This window comes from Actinoplanes sp. NBRC 101535 (assembly GCF_030269225.1).
Lineage (GTDB): Bacteria > Actinomycetota > Actinomycetes > Mycobacteriales > Micromonosporaceae > Actinoplanes > Actinoplanes rectilineatus.
Genome location: NZ_BSSY01000002.1, coordinates 132747 through 153319, shown reverse-complemented (window position 1 = coordinate 153319; position 20573 = coordinate 132747). Strand labels below are relative to the sequence as shown.

At 71.2% G+C, this 20573-nt stretch carries 13 protein-coding genes and 2 pseudogenes; 8 read left to right on the top strand and 7 right to left on the bottom strand.

The genetic code is table 11. From position 1 onward, the window contains the following. The first annotated feature begins 2 nt into the window (after positions 1 to 2). From QSK32_RS05605 to QSK32_RS05595, 3 genes are all read left to right on the top strand, one after another. The gene (locus QSK32_RS05605) at positions 3 to 1244 is read left to right on the top strand and encodes a glutamate-5-semialdehyde dehydrogenase (protein ID WP_045745226.1); all 1242 of its coding nucleotides are present in this window, start codon (positions 3 to 5) and stop codon (positions 1242 to 1244) included. A 259-nt stretch (positions 1245 to 1503) separates the two neighbouring features. Next, entirely contained in the window at positions 1504 to 2793 is a 1290-nt protein-coding gene (locus QSK32_RS05600) for a nucleotide sugar dehydrogenase (protein WP_285471379.1), read from the top strand. 175 nt (positions 2794 to 2968) lie between these two features. Beyond that, positions 2969 to 4333 (top strand): glycosyltransferase, encoded by a 1365-nt coding sequence (locus QSK32_RS05595; protein ID WP_285471378.1) that lies wholly within the window; start codon positions 2969 to 2971, stop codon positions 4331 to 4333. Positions 4334 to 4347: 14 nt separating this feature from the next. Here QSK32_RS05595 and QSK32_RS05590 read toward each other — a convergent pair whose 3' ends face one another. The 3 genes from QSK32_RS05590 to QSK32_RS05580 form a co-directional block, all read right to left on the bottom strand. Beyond that, positions 4348 to 5151, bottom strand: coding sequence for a prenyltransferase/squalene oxidase repeat-containing protein (locus QSK32_RS05590; RefSeq protein ID WP_045745232.1), 804 nt, complete (start codon positions 5149 to 5151; stop codon positions 4348 to 4350). Positions 5152 to 5277: 126 nt separating this feature from the next. Next, positions 5278 to 6459: an adenylyltransferase/sulfurtransferase MoeZ gene (moeZ, locus tag QSK32_RS05585; RefSeq protein WP_285471377.1), complete on the bottom strand. Its 1182-nt coding sequence runs from the start codon at positions 6457 to 6459 to the stop codon at positions 5278 to 5280. Between the two features lie 118 nt (positions 6460 to 6577). Next, entirely contained in the window at positions 6578 to 7942 is a 1365-nt protein-coding gene (locus tag QSK32_RS05580) for a DUF3152 domain-containing protein (protein ID WP_285471376.1), read from the bottom strand. Between the two features lie 636 nt (positions 7943 to 8578). Here QSK32_RS05580 and QSK32_RS05575 point away from each other — a divergent pair. Continuing rightward, positions 8579 to 8896 (top strand): hypothetical protein, encoded by a 318-nt coding sequence (locus QSK32_RS05575; RefSeq protein ID WP_285471375.1) that lies wholly within the window; start codon positions 8579 to 8581, stop codon positions 8894 to 8896. Positions 8897 to 10979: 2083 nt separating this feature from the next. On the opposite strand, the gene QSK32_RS05570 is transcribed toward QSK32_RS05575, so the two are convergent. From QSK32_RS05570 to QSK32_RS05560, 3 genes and pseudogenes are all read right to left on the bottom strand, one after another. Then, complete coding sequence (locus QSK32_RS05570) at positions 10980 to 11789, bottom strand: DUF3152 domain-containing protein (protein ID WP_285471635.1); 810 nt, start codon at positions 11787 to 11789, stop codon at positions 10980 to 10982. A 230-nt stretch (positions 11790 to 12019) separates the two neighbouring features. Continuing rightward, positions 12020 to 12981: pseudogene (locus QSK32_RS05565) on the bottom strand (alpha/beta fold hydrolase). Further along, complete coding sequence (locus tag QSK32_RS05560; RefSeq protein WP_285471374.1) at positions 12981 to 15164, bottom strand: Daple; 2184 nt, start codon at positions 15162 to 15164, stop codon at positions 12981 to 12983. The pseudogene QSK32_RS05565 and the gene QSK32_RS05560 overlap by 1 nt, the downstream one beginning before the upstream one ends. A gap of 159 nt (positions 15165 to 15323) precedes the next feature. On the opposite strand from QSK32_RS05560, the gene QSK32_RS05555 reads away from it, so the two are divergent. From QSK32_RS05555 to QSK32_RS05545, 3 genes and pseudogenes are all read left to right on the top strand, one after another. Next, positions 15324 to 15983, top strand: a complete 660-nt coding sequence (locus QSK32_RS05555) for a TetR/AcrR family transcriptional regulator (RefSeq protein WP_045745237.1) — start codon at positions 15324 to 15326, stop codon at positions 15981 to 15983. 37 nt (positions 15984 to 16020) lie between these two features. Further along, on the top strand, positions 16021 to 16245 hold the full coding sequence (locus QSK32_RS05550) for a DUF3107 domain-containing protein (protein ID WP_045745238.1): 225 nt from the start codon (positions 16021 to 16023) through the stop codon (positions 16243 to 16245). Between the two features lie 261 nt (positions 16246 to 16506). Beyond that, positions 16507 to 18051 (top strand): annotated as a pseudogene (locus QSK32_RS05545) (DEAD/DEAH box helicase); the annotation flags it as partial. 597 nt (positions 18052 to 18648) lie between these two features. On the opposite strand, the gene QSK32_RS05540 reads toward QSK32_RS05545, so the two are convergent. Beyond that, entirely contained in the window at positions 18649 to 19296 is a 648-nt protein-coding gene (locus QSK32_RS05540) for a biliverdin-producing heme oxygenase (RefSeq protein WP_045745240.1), read from the bottom strand. A gap of 84 nt (positions 19297 to 19380) precedes the next feature. On the opposite strand from QSK32_RS05540, the gene QSK32_RS05535 reads away from it, so the two are divergent. Then, a complete protein-coding gene (locus QSK32_RS05535) occupies positions 19381 to 20514 on the top strand; it encodes a class I SAM-dependent methyltransferase (protein ID WP_045745270.1) in 1134 nt (377 codons plus the stop codon). Positions 20515 to 20573: the final 59 nt, after the last annotated feature.

The following is a 20573-nucleotide window of genomic DNA, read 5'->3' as shown; positions in this document are numbered from 1 at the left end:
CCATGAGCGTGCTGGAGCAGGCGTCCGCGGCCCGGGTCGCCGCCATCGACCTCGCCGGAGCCACCCGCGCCGAGAAGGACGTCGCCCTGCTGCTGATGGCCGACCGCCTGATCGAACGGTCCGACGACATCGTCACCGCGAACGCGGTGGACATCGCCAAGGCCCGCGAGGACGGCCAGAGCGAGGCGATGATCGACCGGCTGGCGCTGACCGCGGAGCGGATCGTCGCGATGGCCGACGGCCTGCGGCAGCTGGCCGCCCTGCCCGACCCGGTCGGTGACGTGGTGCGCGGCTCCACCCTGGCCAACGGTCTGGAGCTGCGGCAGGTCCGGGTGCCGTTCGGCGTGGTCGGCATCATCTACGAGGGCCGGCCGAACGTGACCGCGGACGCCGCCGGCATCTGCCTCAAGTCCGGCAACGCGGCGCTGCTGCGCGGTTCCGGTTCGGCCTTCTCGTCGAACGCCGCGATCGTCTCGGTGCTGCGCAAGGCGGTCGCCGACGCCGGTCTGCCGGTGAACACCATCCAGCTGCTGGACGCCACCACCCGCGACTCGGTGAAGGAGCTGATGCGGGCGCGCGGCCTGGTCGACGTGCTGATCCCGCGCGGCGGCGCCTCCCTGATCAAGACGGTGGTGGAGCAGTCCACGGTTCCGGTGATCGAGACCGGGGTGGGCAACTGTCACGTCTACGTCGACGCCGCCGCCGACCTGGAGAAGGCGCTGGCCGTGACGCTGAACTCGAAGACGCAGCGCCTGTCCACCTGCAACACCGCCGAGACGCTGCTGGTGCACGCCGAGGTCGCCGACGCGTTCCTGCCGCTGGTCCTGGAGGAGCTCGAGGTCAAGGGCGTGACCGTGCACGGCGACGCCCGGGTGGCCGGCTACAGCGACTCGGTGGTCCCGGCCACGACGGAGGACTGGGAGACCGAGTACCTGTCCGCGGACATCGCGGTGTCGGTCGTCGACTCCCTGGACGACGCCCTCGACCACATCCGCCGGTACGGCACCGGCCACACCGAGGCCATCGTGAGCGAGTCGACGACCGCGACGCGCCGGTTCACGGCCCGGGTGGACGCGGCCGCGGTGATGGTGAACGCGTCGACCCGGTTCACCGACGGGGGTGAGTTCGGGTTCGGGGCGGAGATCGGCATCAGCACGCAGAAACTGCACGCCCGCGGGCCGATGGGGCTGCCCGAGCTGACCTCGACGAAGTACGTCGTGACCGGCAACGGGCACACCCGCTGACCGTTCGGCCAGCCAGGCCGATACGCCCGTTTTGCTGGGACTAACCGCAATGCGGATGATGTCCGCTTTGCCCGCTGGCAGAGTAAGCGCCGCAGCCGGTCGACACCGGCTGTGGACGAAGCGTTGATCCACCCGGATGAGTCTGGTCGTCGTATCCGGGTGGGGAGCTAGCGACGAAACCGGCGTCCTCGGGCGCACCACGTGAAACGGCGCGGTGCATTGCACGGGGAGAGTAAGTAAATTGTCCTTGTCGACCTCGATGAACACGCAATCCGTCCCGTCCCCGGACGCGACACACGGCGAATGCGTCGCCATCGTCGGACTCGGATACGTAGGCCTGCCGACGGCACTCGCCTTCGCAGCCGCCAGTAACCAGGTGATCGGCCTTGACGTCAGCACCAAACGGATCGCGGACATCGAGCGGGGCAACGTCGACCTGCTCGCGTCCGACCACGACCGGCTGCGTACCCACCGCAACACCCCCGCCCTGACCCTGACCCGCTTTCCGGCCGCCATCGCGCAGGCCGGCACCGTCATCGTGTGTGTGCCGACCCCGGTCGACAAGCACCTGGTGCCCGACCTGACCGCACTTCGCGCCGCCTGCCGGACCGTCGTCGACGAGGCCGTGCCGGGCCAGCTCATCCTGCTCACCTCGACGACGTACGTGGGCACCACCCGCGACCTGCTGATCAAGCCCTTGGAGGAGCGCGGCTTCGAGGTGGGCCGGGACGTGTTCGTGGCGTTCGCGCCGGAACGCATCGACCCGGGCAACTCGGTGTACCCGCAGGAGCGCACCCCCCGCGTGGTCGGCGGCGTCACCGCGGCCTGCACCGCCCGCGCCACCGCGGTCCTGTCGCTGGTCACACCCTCCATCCACCAGGTGGAATCGCCGGAGACCGCGGAGATGACCAAGCTGCTGGAGAACACCTTCCGCGCGGTCAACATCGCCCTGGCCAACGAGTTCGCCGACGCCTCCCGCAGCATGGGCATCGACATCATGGAGGTCATCGCGGCGGCGGCCACCAAGCCGTACGGGTTCATGCCGTTCTACCCGGGCCCCGGCGTGGGCGGCCACTGCATCCCCTGCGACCCGCACTACCTGCTCTGGCAGATGCGCGGCGAACGCCGGACCGCTCCGCTGGTCGAGTCGGCGATGTCGCTGATCGCCGGCCGGCCCCGCCAGGTCGTCGAGCGGGCCCGTGAGGTCCTCGCCGAACGCGGACAGCCGATGAAGGGCTCCCGGGTGCTGGTCGTCGGGGTCACCTACAAGCCGGACGTCGCGGACGTCCGGGAGTCGCCGGCCCTGGAGATCATCGAGGAGCTGCTGGCCTCCGGTGTGCAGGTCGCCTACCAGGACGAGCTCGTCGACGAGCTGACTGTGCACGGGCGACGGATGCGGACCGAGACCGACCCGGCCGCCACCACCTGGGACCTGGTCCTCGTGCACACCGCGCACCCGGACGCCGACCTGACCTGGCTCGCCGGGCAGCCCGCGGTCCTGGACACCACCTACCGTCTGCCGGGCTTCCCCACCCGCCGGACGCTCTGACTCTCCCTCCCCCGCTCCCCCTCGCACCCGGTGGCCACTCCCGGGTGAACGGAAAGGCCCACCCCATGCACGGCATGCTGCCGCTGATCATCGCTGCCTGTTGTCTGTCCCTGGTCCTCATTGGCGCGACCGCCGCCCGTCTCGGCTTCCGCCGCGGCAAGAAGGCGACCGACGCGTGAACGACGAAACCCCGAAGAACCGCCTGAGCGTGGTGTACCGGGAACCCCGGGCACTCGTCATCGCCGCCGTCGTTCTGGTACTGCTCGGCACCTGGAGCATCCACCACGTCATCGCCGTGGACGGCTACGTCTCCACCGGCCGGGCCGCCCTGAGCGTGATCTGGGCGCTGCTGTTCCTCATGCTCGCCTGGCAGCTGGCCTGCTCGTACTTCGAGCGGCCCCGGACCGTCACCGACGAGCAGTGGGATGAGCTGGAGAACCTCAGCATCGCGGTGATCATGCCGGTCTACAACGAGGACCCTGCGATCGTCCGCCAGTCGATCGAGTCGATGCTGGCGCAGACCCGGCCGCTGCAGGCGATCAGCGTCTGCGACGACGGCAGCGACCTGGTCGACTACACCGAGCTCGAACAGTGGTTCCACCAGGCATGCCGGGACGCCGACGTCAGCGGCTACTGGACCCGCACGGTGAACCGCGGCAAACGCCACGCCCAGATGGCCGCCCGTGAACACGTCGACTGGTGCCACATCTACGCCCTGGTCGACAGTGACAGCGTGCTCGACCCGTACGCCACCGAGGAGGCGGTCAAGCCGTTCGCCGACCCGGAGATCATGTCGGTCGCGGCGATGGTCGGTGCGGCCAACGTCCGGCAGAACCTCTTCACCCGGGTGATGGACCTCTGGTACGTGGCCCTGCAGTTCACCGACCGGTCGATGCTGTCCCAGTTCAAGTCGGTCCTGGTCAACTACGGCGCGCTGGCCTACTACCGGGCCGAGGTGGTGGACGACAACGTCGACGCGTACCTGAACGAAACGTTCAACCGGCAGGAGATGCGGATCAGCGACGACTCGCTGCTGACCCTCTACGCCCTGCTCAAGGGCAAGACCGTGCAGCAGGTGACGGCGTGGGCGTTCACGTATATGCCGACCACCTTCCAGCACCACAAGAACCAGCAGATCCGCTGGATGCGAGGCTCGTTCATCCGGTCGATCTGGCGATTCCGGTACCTGCCGATGAACCGCTTCGCCTTCTGGGGACACCTGCTCAAGTGGTGCCAGTACGCGCTGGCGACCGCCGGCCTGATCGGTGTCCTCGCCACCCAGGACCTGAGCAACCATAAGACGGTCGGGCTGCTCCTGCTGATCCAGGGCGGCATCTACTACGGCGTGATGCTGCGGTATCTCACCATCCGGCGCAGCACGGAGTCGACGGCGTACCAGATGGGCACCTGGCTCCTCACCCCGCTGGCCGCGATCTGGGCCGGCACGGTGCTGCGGGTCTGGCGCATCTATGCCATGTTCACCTGTGTGAACATGCGCTGGGGCACCCGCGGCAAGGTCGAGGTCACCGCCGAGGCCTGACCCTCCCTTGAAGATCAGCGACAGGCCCGCAACGCCGTGAGCGTCATGTTCACGTCGAACAGCGGGCCTTCGTTGCTGTCCCAGGCACCGTCGCTGCGCTGCGTCTCCGCCAGCCGTTTCCGGGCGCTCTGCAACAGCCAGTCGTCGCCCAGGTTGACCCGGCGCAACGCGGCCGCCATCGACGCCACATCCGCCGGGGACATGTCCGGCAGCCGGTCGCCGAGCACCTGCTGCACCCGGGCCGACTCGTAGAAGAACTGCTGCTGATGGAGCAGACCGGCCGCGTGCCAGCCCGCCGCCAGGAACGACGGCCATGTGCCGTCCGGCCGCACCTGCGAGACCACCCAGCCGGCGGCCCGGGTCAGCGCCTCACCGTAGGGCGCGCGGGTCTGGCGCGGGTCGGCCTCGACCGCCGCCGACGTCAGCCAGAAACCGGCCACCGACGTCAGGTAGAGGGTCGCCTCGGGATCACCGGGCATCGCCCACGGTGGCGCCTCACCGGCCAGCGCCTCATGCTCCTGCCAGGTGCCGTCACCCCGCTGCGCGCCGGTCAGCCAGGCGAGCGCCCGGTCGACCACCGGACCACGCAGACCACCGAGATCGTCCAGCTCGCTGAGCCGGAAACAGGTGGCATCGATGGACGGCACCGCACCCTCGGCGGAGGCCGGCCAGCCGCCCTCCGGCATCTGCCCCGAGGCGATGCGGTCGACCACGTCGTCGGGCGCGGGCTGACCGGTGCGGAGATAGGACAACCGGGCCCGTTCGATCGGGTCGCCGTGAGCGACCACGTACCCGATCGCGGCGTCAATATCGACCACGCTGCGACGCTACCGTTCGTCGCCGACTTTCGCCGGACCGAAAAGACTTCTGTCGCAATGGTCCGTTTCGGTGGTGCCGTCATCACTCTGAGGAGTCAATTTCATGACCCCCCAGAGTGACAAGCATCAGTACGACGGAAGCGACGGGTCAACCGTGTTGACCCAGGAGACGATGCCACCCTGGACATGCACCGCGTCCTTGAACCCGGCCGCCTTCAGCGCCGCGAGCGCCTCCGCCGACCGCACACCCGACTTGCAGTGCAGCACGATCTGCCGGTCCTGCGGGAACTGCGACAACGCCGTACCCGAAAGGATGTCGCCCTTGGGGATCAGCGTCGCCCCCGGGATCCGGTTGATCTCCCACTCGGCCTGCTCGCGCACGTCGACCAGGAAGATGTCCTTGCCGGTGTCCTGCCAGTCCTTGAGCTCCCGGGCCGTGATGGTCGCACCGGTCGCCGCCTCCTGTGCCTCGACCGAGACCGCGCCGCAGAAGTCGTCGTAGTCCTCCATCAGATCGGTCAGCGTCGGGTTGTCCCCGCAGAGCACGCAGGCCGGGTCCTTCCGGACCTTGATCTTGCGATATTCCATCTCCAGGGCGTCGTAGACCATCAGACGGCCGACCAGCGGCTCACCGATGCCGGTGATCAGCTTGATGGCCTCGTTGACCTGGATCGAGCCGATCGACGCGCAGAGCACACCGAGGACACCACCCTCGGCGCAGCTCGGCACCATGCCGGGCGGCGGGGGCTCCGGGTAGAGGCAGCGGTAGCAGGGACCGTGCTCCTCCCAGAACACCGACGCCTGACCGTCGAACCGGTAGATCGAACCCCACACATACGGCTTGCCGAGCAGCACCGCGGCGTCGTTGACCATGTAGCGCGTCGCGAAGTTGTCGGTGCCGTCGACGATCAGGTCGTACTGGCTGAAGATCTCTTTGACGTTGTCGCGGTCCAGCGCGGTGTTGTGGATGACCACGTTCACCAGCGGGTTGACCTCGGCGATGCTGCGCGCCGCCGACTCCGCCTTGGGCGTGCCGATGTCGGAGACGCCGTGGATGATCTGACGCTGCAGGTTGGACTCGTCGACGGTGTCGAAGTCGATGATGCCGAGCGTGCCCACACCCGCGGCGGCGAGATAGAGCAGCGTCGGCGAGCCGAGACCGCCCGCGCCGACCGCGAGCACCTTGGCGTTCTTCAGCCGTTTCTGCCCGTCCATCCCGACGTCGGGGATGATCAGGTGGCGTGAGTATCGACGAATCTCATCGATGCTCAGCTCAGCGGCCGGCTCGACGAGCGGGGGCAGAGCCACAGTTCACTCCCCGGGTTTCGGTGGTTTCGGAGGTAAGGATCGCCTGCCATTGTCGCTCGTACACGGCGGATGTGCCCATGACGTCGAACACGGCCCGACATGCGGGATCGCGGAATAATCAGGAGGCCGGCTCACCGCTGTACCGTTCACCGTCCAGATAGGGCCACTCGTTCGGGACGCAGCCGCGCAGGCCGTACGTCTGCGGCATCATCACCGGCGCCGGCTCACCCCGGCCCGGACACGTCTCGTGACCGTGCCCCAGCTCGTGGCCGACCTCGTGATTGACCGCGTACCGCCGGTACTTCTCCAGCTCACCCTCGTAGTCCGGGATCCCGCCGGCCCACCGGTCCGCGTTGATGATCACCTGCCCGGGGAGCCGGCACGACGTGAACCCCTCGGTCTCCAGGCCGCCGGTCGCGCACATCACCTCCGACGTACGCGCGGACGCCAGGTAGACGGTGAAGTCCGCGCCGGCGGCGGTCGCGACCCGGCGCATCCGGAGACGGCCGTCGGAGACCCAGCTGCGGTCGTCGCCGAGAATCAGATCCAGGGCGTCGGCGAACTCCCGGGGGGCGGGCTCGGCCAGGGTCTCCTCGACGGCCACCCGGAAACGGTGCAGGCGTCCGCCGGTGCCCAGGACCGGGCCTCGGGTCTTCGCGTACCGGAAATCCCCTGCCTTGCCCTGGGTCTCGGGCTCCGCGGTAGGCGTCTGCTTTTCCGCGGGCTCCGTGGGTTCGAGTTCCTTCTGGTCAGGCTCGTTCTGCTCGGGCTCCTTCTGCTCGGGCTCTCTCTGTTCGGGCTCGGCCACCGCGGGGACGGCGTCCCGGACCGGATCGACCGTCCGGGACCGCTGCTGCAACAGGTGCGCGCCCACCAGGACCAGTGCCGTCACCACCACCACGTAGGCGACCGCGACACCACGACGGCGACGGCGCACCCGGGGGCTGGGGCCGGCCTTCTCCGTCTCCGCACTCGCCATCACGGTGCGCAGGAAGGCGTCACCCGACTCGGACGGGACAGCCGGGGACTCCCGGGTGGCGGTGTCGTCGACGGGTGCGGGCGCGGCGGCCACAGCGGGCAGCAGGACCTCCGGGGCGGCGACGTTGGCCACCGGGGCGGACTCCAGCAGACCGGGCGGCGGCCACAGGTTGTCCGGCAGTTCGGCGGGCAGACGGACACTGTCCGGCAGGCCGGTGGCGGGACGGTTCGTGGTCCGCGGATAGCGGGCGTCGGCCTCCAACGTGGGATCCGCGACCCGCCAGGCGGGAAGATGCGCGGACGGAGCGCCGGACGAGGTGCCGGGAAGTCCGGTGTGCGGGTTGGCGGGTTCGACGGCACGTTCGGCGGCCCAGCCGATCGGATCCGGCGGGGTCAGGGAGTGCGGGCGGTTGCCGTTCGAGGGATGCTGCGGACCGGCCGGAGGGCGCGGCCCGAAGGGGGTGCCGGCTGGGTGCGGCGAGCACCGGGCAGGCGGATCAGGCAACAGGGGTACGGGCTCCGCCCCCAGAATCGCGTCGTCAGGATCGGCGGGTCGAGTGGTGGCGGCATGGCCGTTCGCAAACCCGTTGTTCGCGCCCCCACCGTTCGTAGATCCGCCGTTCGTGGGTCCGCCGTTCGTGGGCCTTCCGTTCGTGGGTCCGCCGTTCGTGGGCCTTCCGTTCACGTTTCCGGGGGAGCCGTTCCGTGCGGCGGAGGTCGAGCCGGAGTTCGGGTTCTGGACGGAGTTCGGGTTCAGGACGGAGTTTGGGTTCAGGACGGAGTTCGGGGCGGCGCCCGGGCCGGCATTCGCGCCGAAGCCGGTACCTGGGCCGAAGCCGGACCCGGGCGCGGCGTTCGGGATGGCCTGGGCCCCGGGTGCGCTCGTGTGTCCGTTGCCGTTGCCGTTGCCGTTGCTGTTGCCGTTGCCGTTGCCGTTGTGCGGTGCGTTGCCGTTGTGCGGTGCGTAGCCGTTCGCCGGAGCCGGAGGATTCGCGACGGAGGGAACGGCGGCCGGAGGATCGGCAGTCGGCGACGCGAAGGGTCCGGACGGGGACGATTGCGGGCCGCCCGGTGAAAGGCGCTGGGTACCGTTGGCGGGCGCAGGCTGACCCACGGATGTCTGGTGGCCCACGGATGTCTGGTGACCTGCGGATGTCTGGTGACCCGCGGCTGTCTGGCCGGTGGCGGATGTGGCGGCAGCTCGAGCCGCGGCGGCTTCGGCAGCTGCCGTGCGTGTGGCCGCGGTTTCGAGGGCTGCGGCATGGGCGGCTGCGGCACGGGCCGCGGCGGCGCCCGCGGCCGCGATGTGGTCGGTGGCGGTTCGGGCTGCCACGGCGTTCTCCGCGGCGGTCTGGTCGGTGGCGCGGCCGGCCGCGGTACGGTCGGCGGCCGCGCGGATGCCGGCGGCAGCCCAGGGCTCGGCGGCCAGGTCGACGGCTCGGTGCGACGTCTCGGGTGAGGCGGCGGGCCTTTCCCGGCGGACCGTGGTCCTGCGCGGTGCGGCAGTCCCGCCCGGTGCACCGGTCCCGCCCGGCGTAGCAGTCCCGCCCTGTGCAGCGGTCCTGCCCTGTGCAGCGGTCCCGCCCGGTGCAGCGGTCTGGCGCGCTGCGGCACCCTCGTCCGAGGTGCCGGGCCTGATCGCGGCGAGGTTCCTGTCAGCGCTGTTCGGGGTGTCGGGCCGGCCCGGGGTCGTGGACGAGTCCGGGCGGGTCATGTTCCGGCGAGGGCGGGAGGTACGCGGCGGCGGAGGCTGCTCGAGAGCGGTCGGAGTCTCGGGAATCAAGGACTCCGTCGGCATCATGCCGGTGTCGATCACCGCGGGCCGGGTCCAGCGGCGGCGTGGCCGATCAGGACCGGAACCGCGGGCGGTTTCCCGCGCGCCGCCGCGACCGTTCGCCACACCGGCCGTTCCAGCGGTCCTCGCGGCTCCACCACTTCCGAAGGTGCCGGAAGCTCCCGAGGTACCAGAAGCTCCCAGGGTGCCGGCAGTTCCGGAGGTGCCGATAGTTCCCGAGGGGCCGGCGGTGCCGACGGGCGGTGTGCCCGCGGTCCCCGCCGAATCGGAGACATCGGGTTCGCCGGAGGGGCGGGCGGGGGTGAAAGCGCCGGGCTTCGCGGAACTGGTCGTCTTGCGGGCGGTCGGCTTCGACGAAGTGGGAGTCCGGCTCGATGTCGACTTCACCGCGGCCGATGAACCCGCCGTCGGCGCCGAGGGAGCGGCTGACGACTTGAGCGTCGTCTTGACGGGGCTCACCGACGGCGTGTTCGTCTTGCCGTCGACGGTGGTGCCCGGCTGCTTCGCCGGGGGCCTGCCCGCGGCGCCGGGACGAGCCGCTGCCGCTGAAGGCCTGTTCACGGCCTTGGCAGCGGCCTTCGGTGGCGGCTTGATCGCACCCGCGCCAAGACTTGAACCGGCACCGGTTGCGGACCGGCCTCCGGCGTCCGGCCTGGACAGGGACTTGGCGGGAGTGGAAGGGCTGGACTTCGGCGAGGGCGGCTCCGCGGGGCCGGACGTCGAGGTCACCGATTTCCCGCTCACCGTCTTGGCCGGCCCAGTCTTGGCGGTCACGGTTTTGGCCGTCACCGTCTTGGCAGCCTCGGACTTCGCCGCCAACGTCTTCGCGGTCCCGGGCTTCGCGGCTACCGGCTTCACGGTTACGGACTTCGCGGTCACGGACTTCGCGGGCCTGGTGGCCGCCGATTTGGCGGCTTTCGCGGCCACGGACTTGGTACCGGGTGACGTGCCGGATGACACGGCGGCCGTCGTTCGTGAGGACACCGACTTCGCCGCGGCCTTGGCGGCTGCGGTCCTGGTCGTGGCCGTGGCGGTTGACGACGTGACGGTGGCGGTCCGGGAACGCGCCGATCCTCGGGCCGCAGATCCACCGGAGCGGGCGTCGGCGGACCGGGCACCGGCACTCGGGGCGGCGCCCGCCCGGCGGGACGAATCCGGGGCGGCCTGGCGGGACGAATCCGGGGCGGCCTGGCGGGACGAATCCGGGGCGGCCGGGGAGGTGCTCGTGCGGCGGGGCGGTTCGGTGGAGGCCGTGACCATGGTTCTTCCCGTCGCCGTCGCGGGGACCGTTCGTGTACGGGACCGCACCGGCGGTTCTCCGCTGCCTCGCGTGAACGATGGCGTTCCGTCCCGGCTCAACCGTTCACCTGCTTCCGTGCCGCGTACTCGCGTCCCGCGTGCGTCGGTCTGGGCCGCGACGTCAGCCTCACTGTCGACGCCGGTCACGCGTGCGGCCGCGGTCGGAGACAATCCGGCCAGCAGGGCGGCTTCGACGCGGGAACGTTCGGCGAGCGCACGCCGGTCGAGGATGGAATCATCCGGACCAGCGGGGCTATTTGTCGCGTTTGCCATAGCAAGCGATAGCCTGCCACGACTCGCCGCTTGTCACAGGAGTTTCGGATTTCCGCACCGGAATCCGGTCGTGGCCCCTCCAGCCCCACCCCGAACTCCCCGCACACCGCGGCGACCCGGCCGGGCCACGGGCCCACGAGGCCGGATCACACCGGCCGGCAGGAACAGCCGCGGATCAGAGGCGCGGACCGGAGAGCGACCGGTCGTTGCGGCGCGGCCAGGAGTACGGCAGGCAGCCGCGCAACGTCAGCGTCTGCTGCACCATCACCGGCGCGGGACCGCCGGCCTTCGGGCAACCCTCGTGGCGATGCCCCAGTTCGTGGCCCACCTCGTGGTTGATCACGTACTGGCGGTACTGGGCCAAGTCGATCTTCGCCGACAGGTACGGGGTTGAGGACAGCCGCCAGCGGTCCAGATTGATGATCGCTTTGCCGGTCGTACGGCAGGACGTGTACGGCACCCCGTCGATCCGGATGTTGGTGCCACCGCGCAGGCACATGGCGCCCGCCGTCTGCCGGGTGGCCAGGTACACCGTGAAGTCCGCCTTCTCGGTGCCGGTCACCATCTGCAGCCGCAGTCTGCCGTCGCCGATCCAGCTGCGGTCGTCACCGAGGATCGCGCGGACCTGCTCGCCGAAGGCGGACACGTCCTCGCCGCTGCCCTTCTCCACCGCCACCCGGAAGCGGAGCAGGCTCCCCTTGGTGCCGAGCACGGGACTGCGCAGGTTCGCGTACGAGAACTCGCCGGAACCCCTGGTGGGCACCTTGCCGGACAGACGCAGCACACCGGGCGCCGGGAAGGTCGTGGCCGAGGGCGAAGCCGAGGCGGAGGTCTCCGACGGCACCGCCATGGTCTCGGTCGGCACCGGCGAGACCGCCGGGACGGGTGAGGTGTCCGCCGCCACCGGGACCTGCGGTACGTCCGCGGCGATCCGGTCACCGAGCAGTCCGGCGACGAGCACCATCAGCAGGGACGCGACTATCACCAGCCAAGACTTACGTGTTCTCTCCTCGGCTGTCAGAGCTTCGGCGGCGACCACCTGAGAGAGGTCGAACCTGGTGGCGCGGGCGACCATCCGGGGAAGGCCGACTTCGGTGGCGCGGCGGAACAGGGTGGCGAGACGGGCGATCATCGCGTTGCAGCCTGGCACACCCGGCCCCGCGTTCCCACCCGAGACAGACCTTAAGGACAAAGTTGTGCTGAGCAGCACATATCTCAGGCCGCGGTGGCGCGCACGTCGTCGAGCATGCCGACGACCGCCCGGGCGACCAGCGCGGGACCTCCATCTGGGCGACGTGACCGACGCCCGGCAGGATGAGCAGACGGCCGTCCTGCACCGTCCGGGCCACCTGCGCAGGCACCCGGGGATCGACCAGCCTGTCGTTGAGACCGCCGATCACCAGGGTCGGCACCTCCACCCGCGAGGCGAGCCGCCACTGCGAGTTCACCCCGGGCAGATAGGCCCGCAGGAAACTGCTGACCAGGCCGCGCAGCGTGCCGAGGTAGGCCTTCGGGTAGTGGGCGACGGTGTACCGGAGCTGGATCTCCTCCATCGCCTCGGCCCGGCGTTGCGGATGCACCTTGCTGGTGTCACCGAAACAGGCGGCGAGCACCTGTTCGGCCATCTGCTCGGCGGTGAGCCGGGTCAGCGCCCAGGCCATCAGGCGTTCCGCGCCGGGCACCGCGAGCAACGGCAGGACCGGGCCCTGCGCGGTGCGGCGCGGATCCAGGAACGGCATCGCCGGCGAGACCAACGTGAGGGTACGCACGAGGTCCGGCCGTAACGCCGCCACCCGCACCGAGATCGAACCGCCGAGCGAATTGCCGATCAGGTGGACCGGCCCGCGGCCGTCCTGCTCGAGGTATTCGATGAGGATCGCGGCGAACGCCGGAATCGAGTATCGCGGGATGGCGTCGCTGTACCCGAAGCCGGGCAGGTCGACGGCCTGACCGTCGAGCCGGCCGGCGAGCAGCGCGGCGAGGTCGGTGAAGTTCTGGGACGAGCCGCCCAGCCCGTGCACGTAGACCGCGGGCTCGGCCCCCGGCGCGACGGCCGGAGTGTCGCGGACGTGCAGCATCGCGCCGCCGACCGTGACCCGGCGTGCGGGCCACGGCGGCGGTGCCTCTCCCTCTTCCGGCGACAGCACGCTGTCGTCGGCAAGCACCGCGCCTCTCATCACGCCAAGAGTGCCTCGAGCCGGCGGTTGACGGCGGCCAATGTGGCGCGAACCATCGCATGCCGATCGTCACCGGTCACCACGGCCGAGCCGGCCAGTTGCTCGACCCACCCGCCGGCCGACGAGAGCAGCAGCACCACGACGGCGACCTGCATCGATCCGAACGACACCTGGGCGGCGTGCTCGACGAAACAGCGGGCCGGCCCGTCGGTGTGCCGGGAGGTGGAGAGCAGGTCGTCGACCGCGCCGGCGGTGGCGGTGGCGCACAGGCGCAGGAGGTAGCCGTCGACCGCGGGGCCGGTGGCCACGCCGGCCGCGGTCCGTCCGCCGGCCTGCAGGCGCACCTCGACGGTGGCGTCCGCCCCGAACGTGTTGACGTGCACGTTCTCGATCACGACGCGGGGGCCGGGGTGGTCGCCCGGATCCAGCGGCCGGGCCTTGCTGCCGTCGAACGGCACGGCCGCAGCGGCGAGGTCGGTGGGCCTGGACCCCGCGCCACGATCACCGGCACGGGCAGTCGCGGCACGGTCGGTGGCCCGCGACGACCCGGTGAGGGACGACGCGGCGAGGTCGGTGGCTCGGGACGCCGACGGACGGTCCGTGACCCGGGCCGCCGCGGGTGACACCGGAGCCGACGACAACGGCGCCGGACGCGAGGGCGCGGCCGGGGGTGCCGAGGCGGGCGCCACCGGGGCCGGCGGTTGCGGTGGGAGCATCGGCTGCGGCGGCGCCGAGGCGGGTGCGGACGGCATCGCGGACACCGGCGCGGACGCCGAGGCGCGATTGATCTGACCGGGCACGAACGGGGCCGGGCCGGGACCGGGCGCCGGCCGGGACGGGGCGTTGCGGGCCAGGGCGGCGGCCAGGCCGTCGCCGGGCAGGTTGGCGTCCAGGCCCATCCGGTCCTGGAGCAGGCGGGCCACCTGGCGGCTCACCTCGGCCGGGTCGGCGCCGTCGGAGAGGTCCAGGCGCAGGCTGTGCGCGCCGGCCGGGGTGGTCCGCAGCGCGGCGTCGCGGACCCCGTCGACCTCGCGGACCGCGGCCAGGATGTCCTGGACGTCGAAGCCCTCCTGGCGTTCCTGCACCGGCAGCACGTCGCCGCGGCGCAGGTGCGTCGCGATGCGGGCCAGGGCGGGCACCTCGGCCGAGGGTTCCCCGGCGGGCGCCTCGGGAACGCCGGGCATCTCGAGCTGGCCCGGGACGCGCTGCGGGAGAGCGCCGTTGGCCTCGGCCTCCGCATCGGCGGCGGATCCCGCGGAAAGCGGGGATCCCGCGGAAAGCGGGGAGGCGGGCGAGGCGGGTGCCTCGGGCTCACCGGCGAATCCGGGGAACGAGGTCGGGGCCGGCTCGAACGACCGGCGGCCGAAGCCGGGCGAGTCGTACGCCGACCGGGCCGCACCGGTCTCCTCGTCGGTCGGCAGTTTGTCGCCGACCAGGGCGCTGTCCACCCGGAGACCCTGCGAGAGGGTGTCGCTGACCAGGGCGTGCCGGGAGCGTTCCGGACGGTCCGTGTCGTTCTCCTCGGGCTGCGCCCAGCCGGGACGGCCGGCCGGCATCGGCGGGCGCGCCATCGGCACCGAGGCGCGCTGCGCCGCCGGGGACGGCCCGCGGTAGGAGTCGTCCAGGTCGCCCTCGTACGGGTACGGCGGGGCGCTGCTCGGTGAGGGCGCGTCGAAGCCGCGTGCGCCGGCGCCGGACGTCGGGGCGGGGCCGTGTCCCGGGCCGTCGGGTCCGGGAGCGCGCCGCCGGCCGAGGATGTCGGCGAGACGGCCGCGTTCGGACGTCCCCTGCCAGGTCTGCTCGCCGGCAGCGCCGGGGGTCTGCCAGGTCTGCTCGCCCGGAGTCGCCCCGTTCGGGGTCTGCCAGGTCTGCTCCCCCGGTGTTCCCGTCCCGGAAGGGGGAATCTCGGGAGAATTTTCCGGGTAGCCGGACGGTGCCGGGATGCCGGACGCGGGCGCCGAGCCATAGGTGCGTTCGGGTGGGAACTGCTGCCGGCCGAAGCCACGCGTGTCCGACGAACGCCGCCATGTCGGCACGTCCGCCTCCTGCTCCGCCGCCGTGCCCGCGTTCGTCCACGGTCCGTCGGCGTTGGCCCAGCCGTTCACCCGTGTGCGGTCACGCGAGTCGGCACCGTTGCCACCCACTGCGGCTCCGGCGTCTCCGGAATGCCCTGTTTCATCCACCGCGTGCTCCTCGCTCGCCCCCGCTGAGGCTACCGTGTGGTTGCAGTGGCGATAAGTTGCAGCGTCGCGACAATTGCCCGCACGACCGCGACAAGCGCCGATCCGGGCAGTCCGATACGACAAACCGCGGGGACCCGACCCCCTGGAGGTTCGAAAGAAATGACCGCTGCGTCCAGCGGGGCACCGCCCACCCGCCCCACCCGTCTGCCACGTTCGGCCCGCCGCAAGCAGCTTCTGGCCGCCGCGCAGCAGGTCTTCGTCGCCCACGGCTACCACGCCGCGGCGATGGACGACATCGCTGAGAAGGCGGGCGTCTCGAAGCCCGTCCTCTATCAGCACTTCCCCGGCAAGCTCGAGCTCTACCTGGCGCTGCTGGACACGCACTGCGACGCGATAATCGCCAAGGTGCGGGGTGCGATGCTGGCCACTCCGGACAACAAGGAGCGGGTGAAGGGCGCCGTCCGGGCGTATTTCGACTTCATGGACCACGAGAGCGAGGCGTTCCGTCTCGTCTTCGAGTCGGACCTGCGCAACGACCCGCAGGTGCGCCAGCGGGTCGAGCGGGTCGAGCAGGGCTGCATCGCCGCGGTGACGGACACCATCATCTCGGACACCGGGCTGCGTCAGGACCAGGCCGAGCTGCTCGCCTCCGGGCTCGCCGGGGCCGCCGGACAGGCCGCCCAGTTCTGGTTGGCGAACGGCCGGCGTACGCCCAAAGCTGAAGCCGAGGCCCTCGTCGCCGCTCTGATCTGGCGTGGGATCGCCAGCTTCCCGCTCCAGGGCGGTTCAACGGCCGGTACGCCGCCGGAAATCGGATAGCCTTTCGATCGGTAGACGGTTGACAGAGGAGGGCCCCGTGGAGGTCAAGATCGGCGTGCAGCAGACGCCGCGTGAGCTGGTGCTGGAGAGCGCTCAGACCCCGGCGGAGGTCGAGCAGGCTGTTTCCGAGGCGCTGGCCAAGGACGGCATCCTGTCGCTCACGGATGAAAAGGGCCGCAAGGTGATCATCCCGGTCGCCAAGCTGGCGTATGTGGAGATCGCCGAGGCGACACACCGCCCCTTCGGGTTCACGACCCGCTGAGGGCGAAAAACACAGTTGCCGGGAGGGCACCCTGGTCCCAGGGTTCCCTCCCGTAACTTTGCTCTCCGGTGCGTCTGCCTCCTGGTCGGGTAGACTGGCGCTGTCGCCGTTCTCGTCGATCTGTCAAATCGACCGAGCTGGGGTTTTCACCACACGGCGACCGCGCGTGCGGCCCGCTTCTGGCGTGTGGCCCGCGCCCTACACAGACCGCGCCCCAGAGACACCGACGGGCGCACCACGAGAGGGCACCCGTAAAACTTCATGACCGACAATGAGCAAGCTCTAGTTCCCGTGACCAGCCGTGCTCCGGTTCGTCCGGACAGCCCGACGTTCGCCGATCTCGGCGTCCGGGCCGAGACCGTGGAAGCCCTGGCCCAGGCCGGCATCACCCACGCGTTCGCCATCCAGGAGTACACCCTTCCCATCGCCCTGCGCGGCACCGACCTGATCGGTCAGGCGCCGACCGGCACCGGCAAGACCCTCGGCTTCGGTCTGCCCCTGCTCGAGCGCGTCCTCGCCCCGTCCGAGGGCGCCGACGGCCAGCCGCAGGCCCTGATCGTCGTGCCGACCCGTGAGCTGGGCATCCAGGTGGCCCGTGACCTGGCCGCCGCGGGCAGCACCCGCGGCGTGCGGGTGCTGGCGATCTACGGCGGTGTGGCCTACGAGCCGCAGGTCGACACCCTCAAGAAGGGTGTCGAGATCCTGGTCGGCACCCCCGGCCGCCTGCTCGACCTGGCCAAGCAAAAGCAGTTGAAGCTCGGATCCGTGCGGGCCCTGGTGCTCGACGAGGCCGACCGGATGCTCGACCTGGGCTTCCTGGAGGACGTCGAGAAGATCCTGGCGATGCTCCCCGCGCAGCGTCAGACGATGCTGTTCTCGGCGACCATGCCGGACCCGATCGTGGCGCTGTCCCGCCGGTTCCTGCGCAACCCGATGACCATCCACGCCGGTCACACCACGGAGAGCGCCGCCTCCCCGCTGACCAAGCAGGTCGTCTACCGCACCCACCCGCTGAACAAGCTGGAGATGGTGGCCCGGATCCTGCAGGCCCACGGTCGCAGCCTCACGATGATCTTCACGCGGACCAAGCGGGCCGCCGACCGGGTCGCCGAGGACCTCGACTTCCGCGGTTTCGCGGTCGCGGCGGTGCACGGTGACCTGGGCCAGGGCGCGCGGGAGCGTGCGCTGCGGGCGTTCCGCAGCGGCAAGATCGACGTGCTGGTCGCCACCGACGTCGCGGCCCGTGGCCTGGATGTGTCCGGTGTCACCCACGTGATCAACTACGACTGCCCGGAAGACCCGGAGACCTACACCCACCGCATCGGCCGGACCGGCCGTGCGGGCGCCACGGGTGTCGCGGTCACCTTCGTCGACTGGGAGGACATGCCGCGCTGGGTGCTCATCGACAAGTCGCTCGGGCTGAGCATGCCCGAGCCGCCGGAGACGTACCACACCAGCGCCGCGCTCTACGCCGACCTGGACATCCCCACCGACATCTCGGGCACCCTGCCGACCGCCGAGCGCAGTCGTGCCGGGCTGTCCGCCGAGGTCGAGGAGGACCTGGGCACCGTCGGCCGGCGCCGCGACGGTGGGCGCAACAGCCGGACCCGTTCCGGCGGACGGCCGCCGCGGGCTGGCTCCGCGCCGGCCGAGACCCCAGCCGCCGAGGTGGAGACCTCCGACCGTCCCAAGCGCCAGCGTCGCCGGCGCCGGGTGGTCGAGGACGAGGCCGCCGTCACGGGTACGCCCGCGGCCACGCCCGCCACCGCCCCGGAGACTCCGGCGGTGACCTCGCCGGCCGAGGCACCCACCGGTGCGACCGACACGGCCGGGGCACCCGCCGGTGCGACCGGCACGGCCGCCGCCGCGACGGAGACGGCCGCGCCGCGGACCCGGTCCCGGCGTCGCCGGTCGGCCGCGACCACCATGCTGTTCTCCGACGTGACCGAGGGCGGCGACACCGCTCCGGCGCCGGCCGAGAAGGCCACCGAGACGATCACGGAGAAGGCGGAGAACGCCCCCGCGACCGTCACGGAGAAGACGGAGAACGCCCCCGCGACCGTCACGGAGAAGGCGGAGAAGGCCCCCGCGACCGTCACGGAGAAGACGGAGAAGGCCCCCGAGACCGTCACGGAGAAGGTCGAGAAGGCCGCCGGGACCGTCGTGGAGAAGGCGGAGAAGCCCGCCCGGGCCGCTCGCAGGACCGCCGCCAAGGCCGCCGAGAAGGTCGTCGAGGCAGCGGAGAAGGTCGTCGAAGCCGTCGCCGGCACGCCCGCCGAGGGCGAGAGCGCCGCGCCGCGCCGTCGCCGCCGCACCCGCAGCACCGCCGAGGCGGCCGACACCGCCGAGGCCGGCGCCACCGAGGCCTGATCGAGTTCGAGAGGGCACGTCGACCGTGCCCTCTCAGGACCAGATCCGGCCCAGTTCGTCCAGCACGTCGACGTTCAGCCGGTAGGCCGCCGACACCTCGTCGATGAAGGCGTCCTGCTCGGCGTGTGACCACGGTGCCGCGTTGAGCCGGTCGCGATAGTGCGCCCGGAACATCCCCGGGTCCACGCCGTCGAAGACGAAGAACCGGTGGCCCTCCCCGCGGAACCCGTACGCCTGCACCACCGCCTGGCCGAGCCACTGCCCGCCGGACAGGTCGCCGAGGTACCGCGTGCAGTGATGCGCCACGAACCCGCTGGCCCGGTCGAAGGCCGCCGACCGGATCCGGGTGCAGTACGTCGTCGTGGCTGGCAGCGCCGTGATCCGGCTCTGCCAGCGCGGACCGTACAGAAACCGCAGGTCGGCTTCGAGGGCCGGGAGCCGGACCAGTTCCGGGAAGACGAACCGGCCGGCCACCGGGTCGTCAGCCATCGCGGACGCGGCCGGCTCAAGCGTCTCGTAGATGAACCAGTGCTGCGCGGCCAACTCGGCGTAGGCGGCCATCGGCAGGGCACCAGCGGCCAGCAGATCGACGAACGCGCTGCGCCGCGACTCCAGCTGGGTGCGTTCGCGCAGCCGCCAGGAGAGCTGACGCGTCTGCGACGGGTCTGCCGTCAACGACAAGGTTTCACCTCCGGTCCGCCGAACAAAATACCCCCGATGCACAGCCCCGTGGGTGCTCCGAACGTCCCGGGCAGAATGGTCGTCATGCCAGAACCGCTCGATCAAGTATTGGCCGAGGTCCGCGAGTTGCTGCTCGCGCCGGGTCTCACCCGGGCCGTGGCGGCCGGCCGTCGCCGCGGGTCGGCGCCGTCGGTCGTCCGGGCCCAGGTGCGCCCGGTCACCCTCAAGCACGGGCGGAAACTCCAGATCGTCACCGACGACGGCGCCCGCCCGTTCACCCGTAACGTCGCGCCCGGCGACGAGGCCGCCGAGGCGGTCGACGCGCTGCTGGCCGAACCGTTCGGCAACTGGCACGTGGAGACCGAGTCGGCGACCGTCCAGGTGCGTGTCACCAAGAAGGGTGACGCCCAGGTGCACCGGGCGGGCGCGGTCGCGCCGGCGACGCCGCAGGAGCACGACCGGGCGAAGCAGTGGCTGCTCGACCCGGGTGATCCGCTGTTCGAGGTGATCGGTGGCAACGCGGCGAAGCGCCGGCAGATCGACGCGTTCCTGCGGGCGCTGGCCGCGACGCTGCCCGAGGAGTTGCCGACGCCGCTGCGCGTCGTCGATCTGGGGTGCGGCAACGCCTATCTGACCTTCGCCGCGTACCGCTATCTGGCCGGCCGGGGCGCGCAGGTCCAGGTCGTGGGGGTCGATGTCCGTGAGGATCAGCGGGTACGCAACAGCGACGTCGCGACCAGGCTCGGATGCTCCGCCGACGTGACCTTCGTGGCGGGCACGATCGAGGACGCGGAGCTCCCGTTCACGCCGGATCTCGTGCTCGCCCTGCACGCCTGCGACACCGCCACCGATCAGGCCCTGGCCCGCGCGGTGCGCTGGGAGTCCCGCTGGGTACTGGCCGCGCCGTGCTGCCACCACGACATCGCCGCGCAGCTCAAGGGCAACCCGGCGCCGTCGCCGTACGCGGAGGTGACCCGGCACGCCATCCTGCGGGAACGGTTCGCCGACGTGCTGACCGATTCGCTGCGGGCCGGCCTGCTGCGGCTGAACGGCTACCGGGTGGACGTGGTGGAGTTCATCGACTCGGCGCACACCCCACGGAACCTGATGCTGCGGGCGCGGCGGACGGACGCCGCCCCCACCGAGGATCAGCGCGCCGAGTACGACGCGCTGACCACCCAGTGGGGCGTGAAGCCCGCCCTTGCCGCAATGCTCTAACCCGTGTGTCGATTTGGGGCGCGTAGCGCGCCCCAAATCAACACAGCCAGAAGCGTGTG

Excerpts from the sequence above, each read along its gene's own strand:
- QSK32_RS05605 (WP_045745226.1), top strand. The coding sequence starts at position 3 with ATGAGCGTGCTGGAGCAGGCGTCCGCGGCCCGGGTCGCCGCCATCGAC.
- QSK32_RS05600 (WP_285471379.1), top strand. The coding sequence starts at position 1,504 with ATGAACACGCAATCCGTCCCGTCCCCGGACGCGACACACGGCGAATGC.
- QSK32_RS05555 (WP_045745237.1), top strand. The coding sequence starts at position 15,324 with ATGACCGCTGCGTCCAGCGGGGCACCGCCCACCCGCCCCACCCGTCTG.
- QSK32_RS05535 (WP_045745270.1), top strand. The coding sequence starts at position 19,381 with ATGCCAGAACCGCTCGATCAAGTATTGGCCGAGGTCCGCGAGTTGCTG.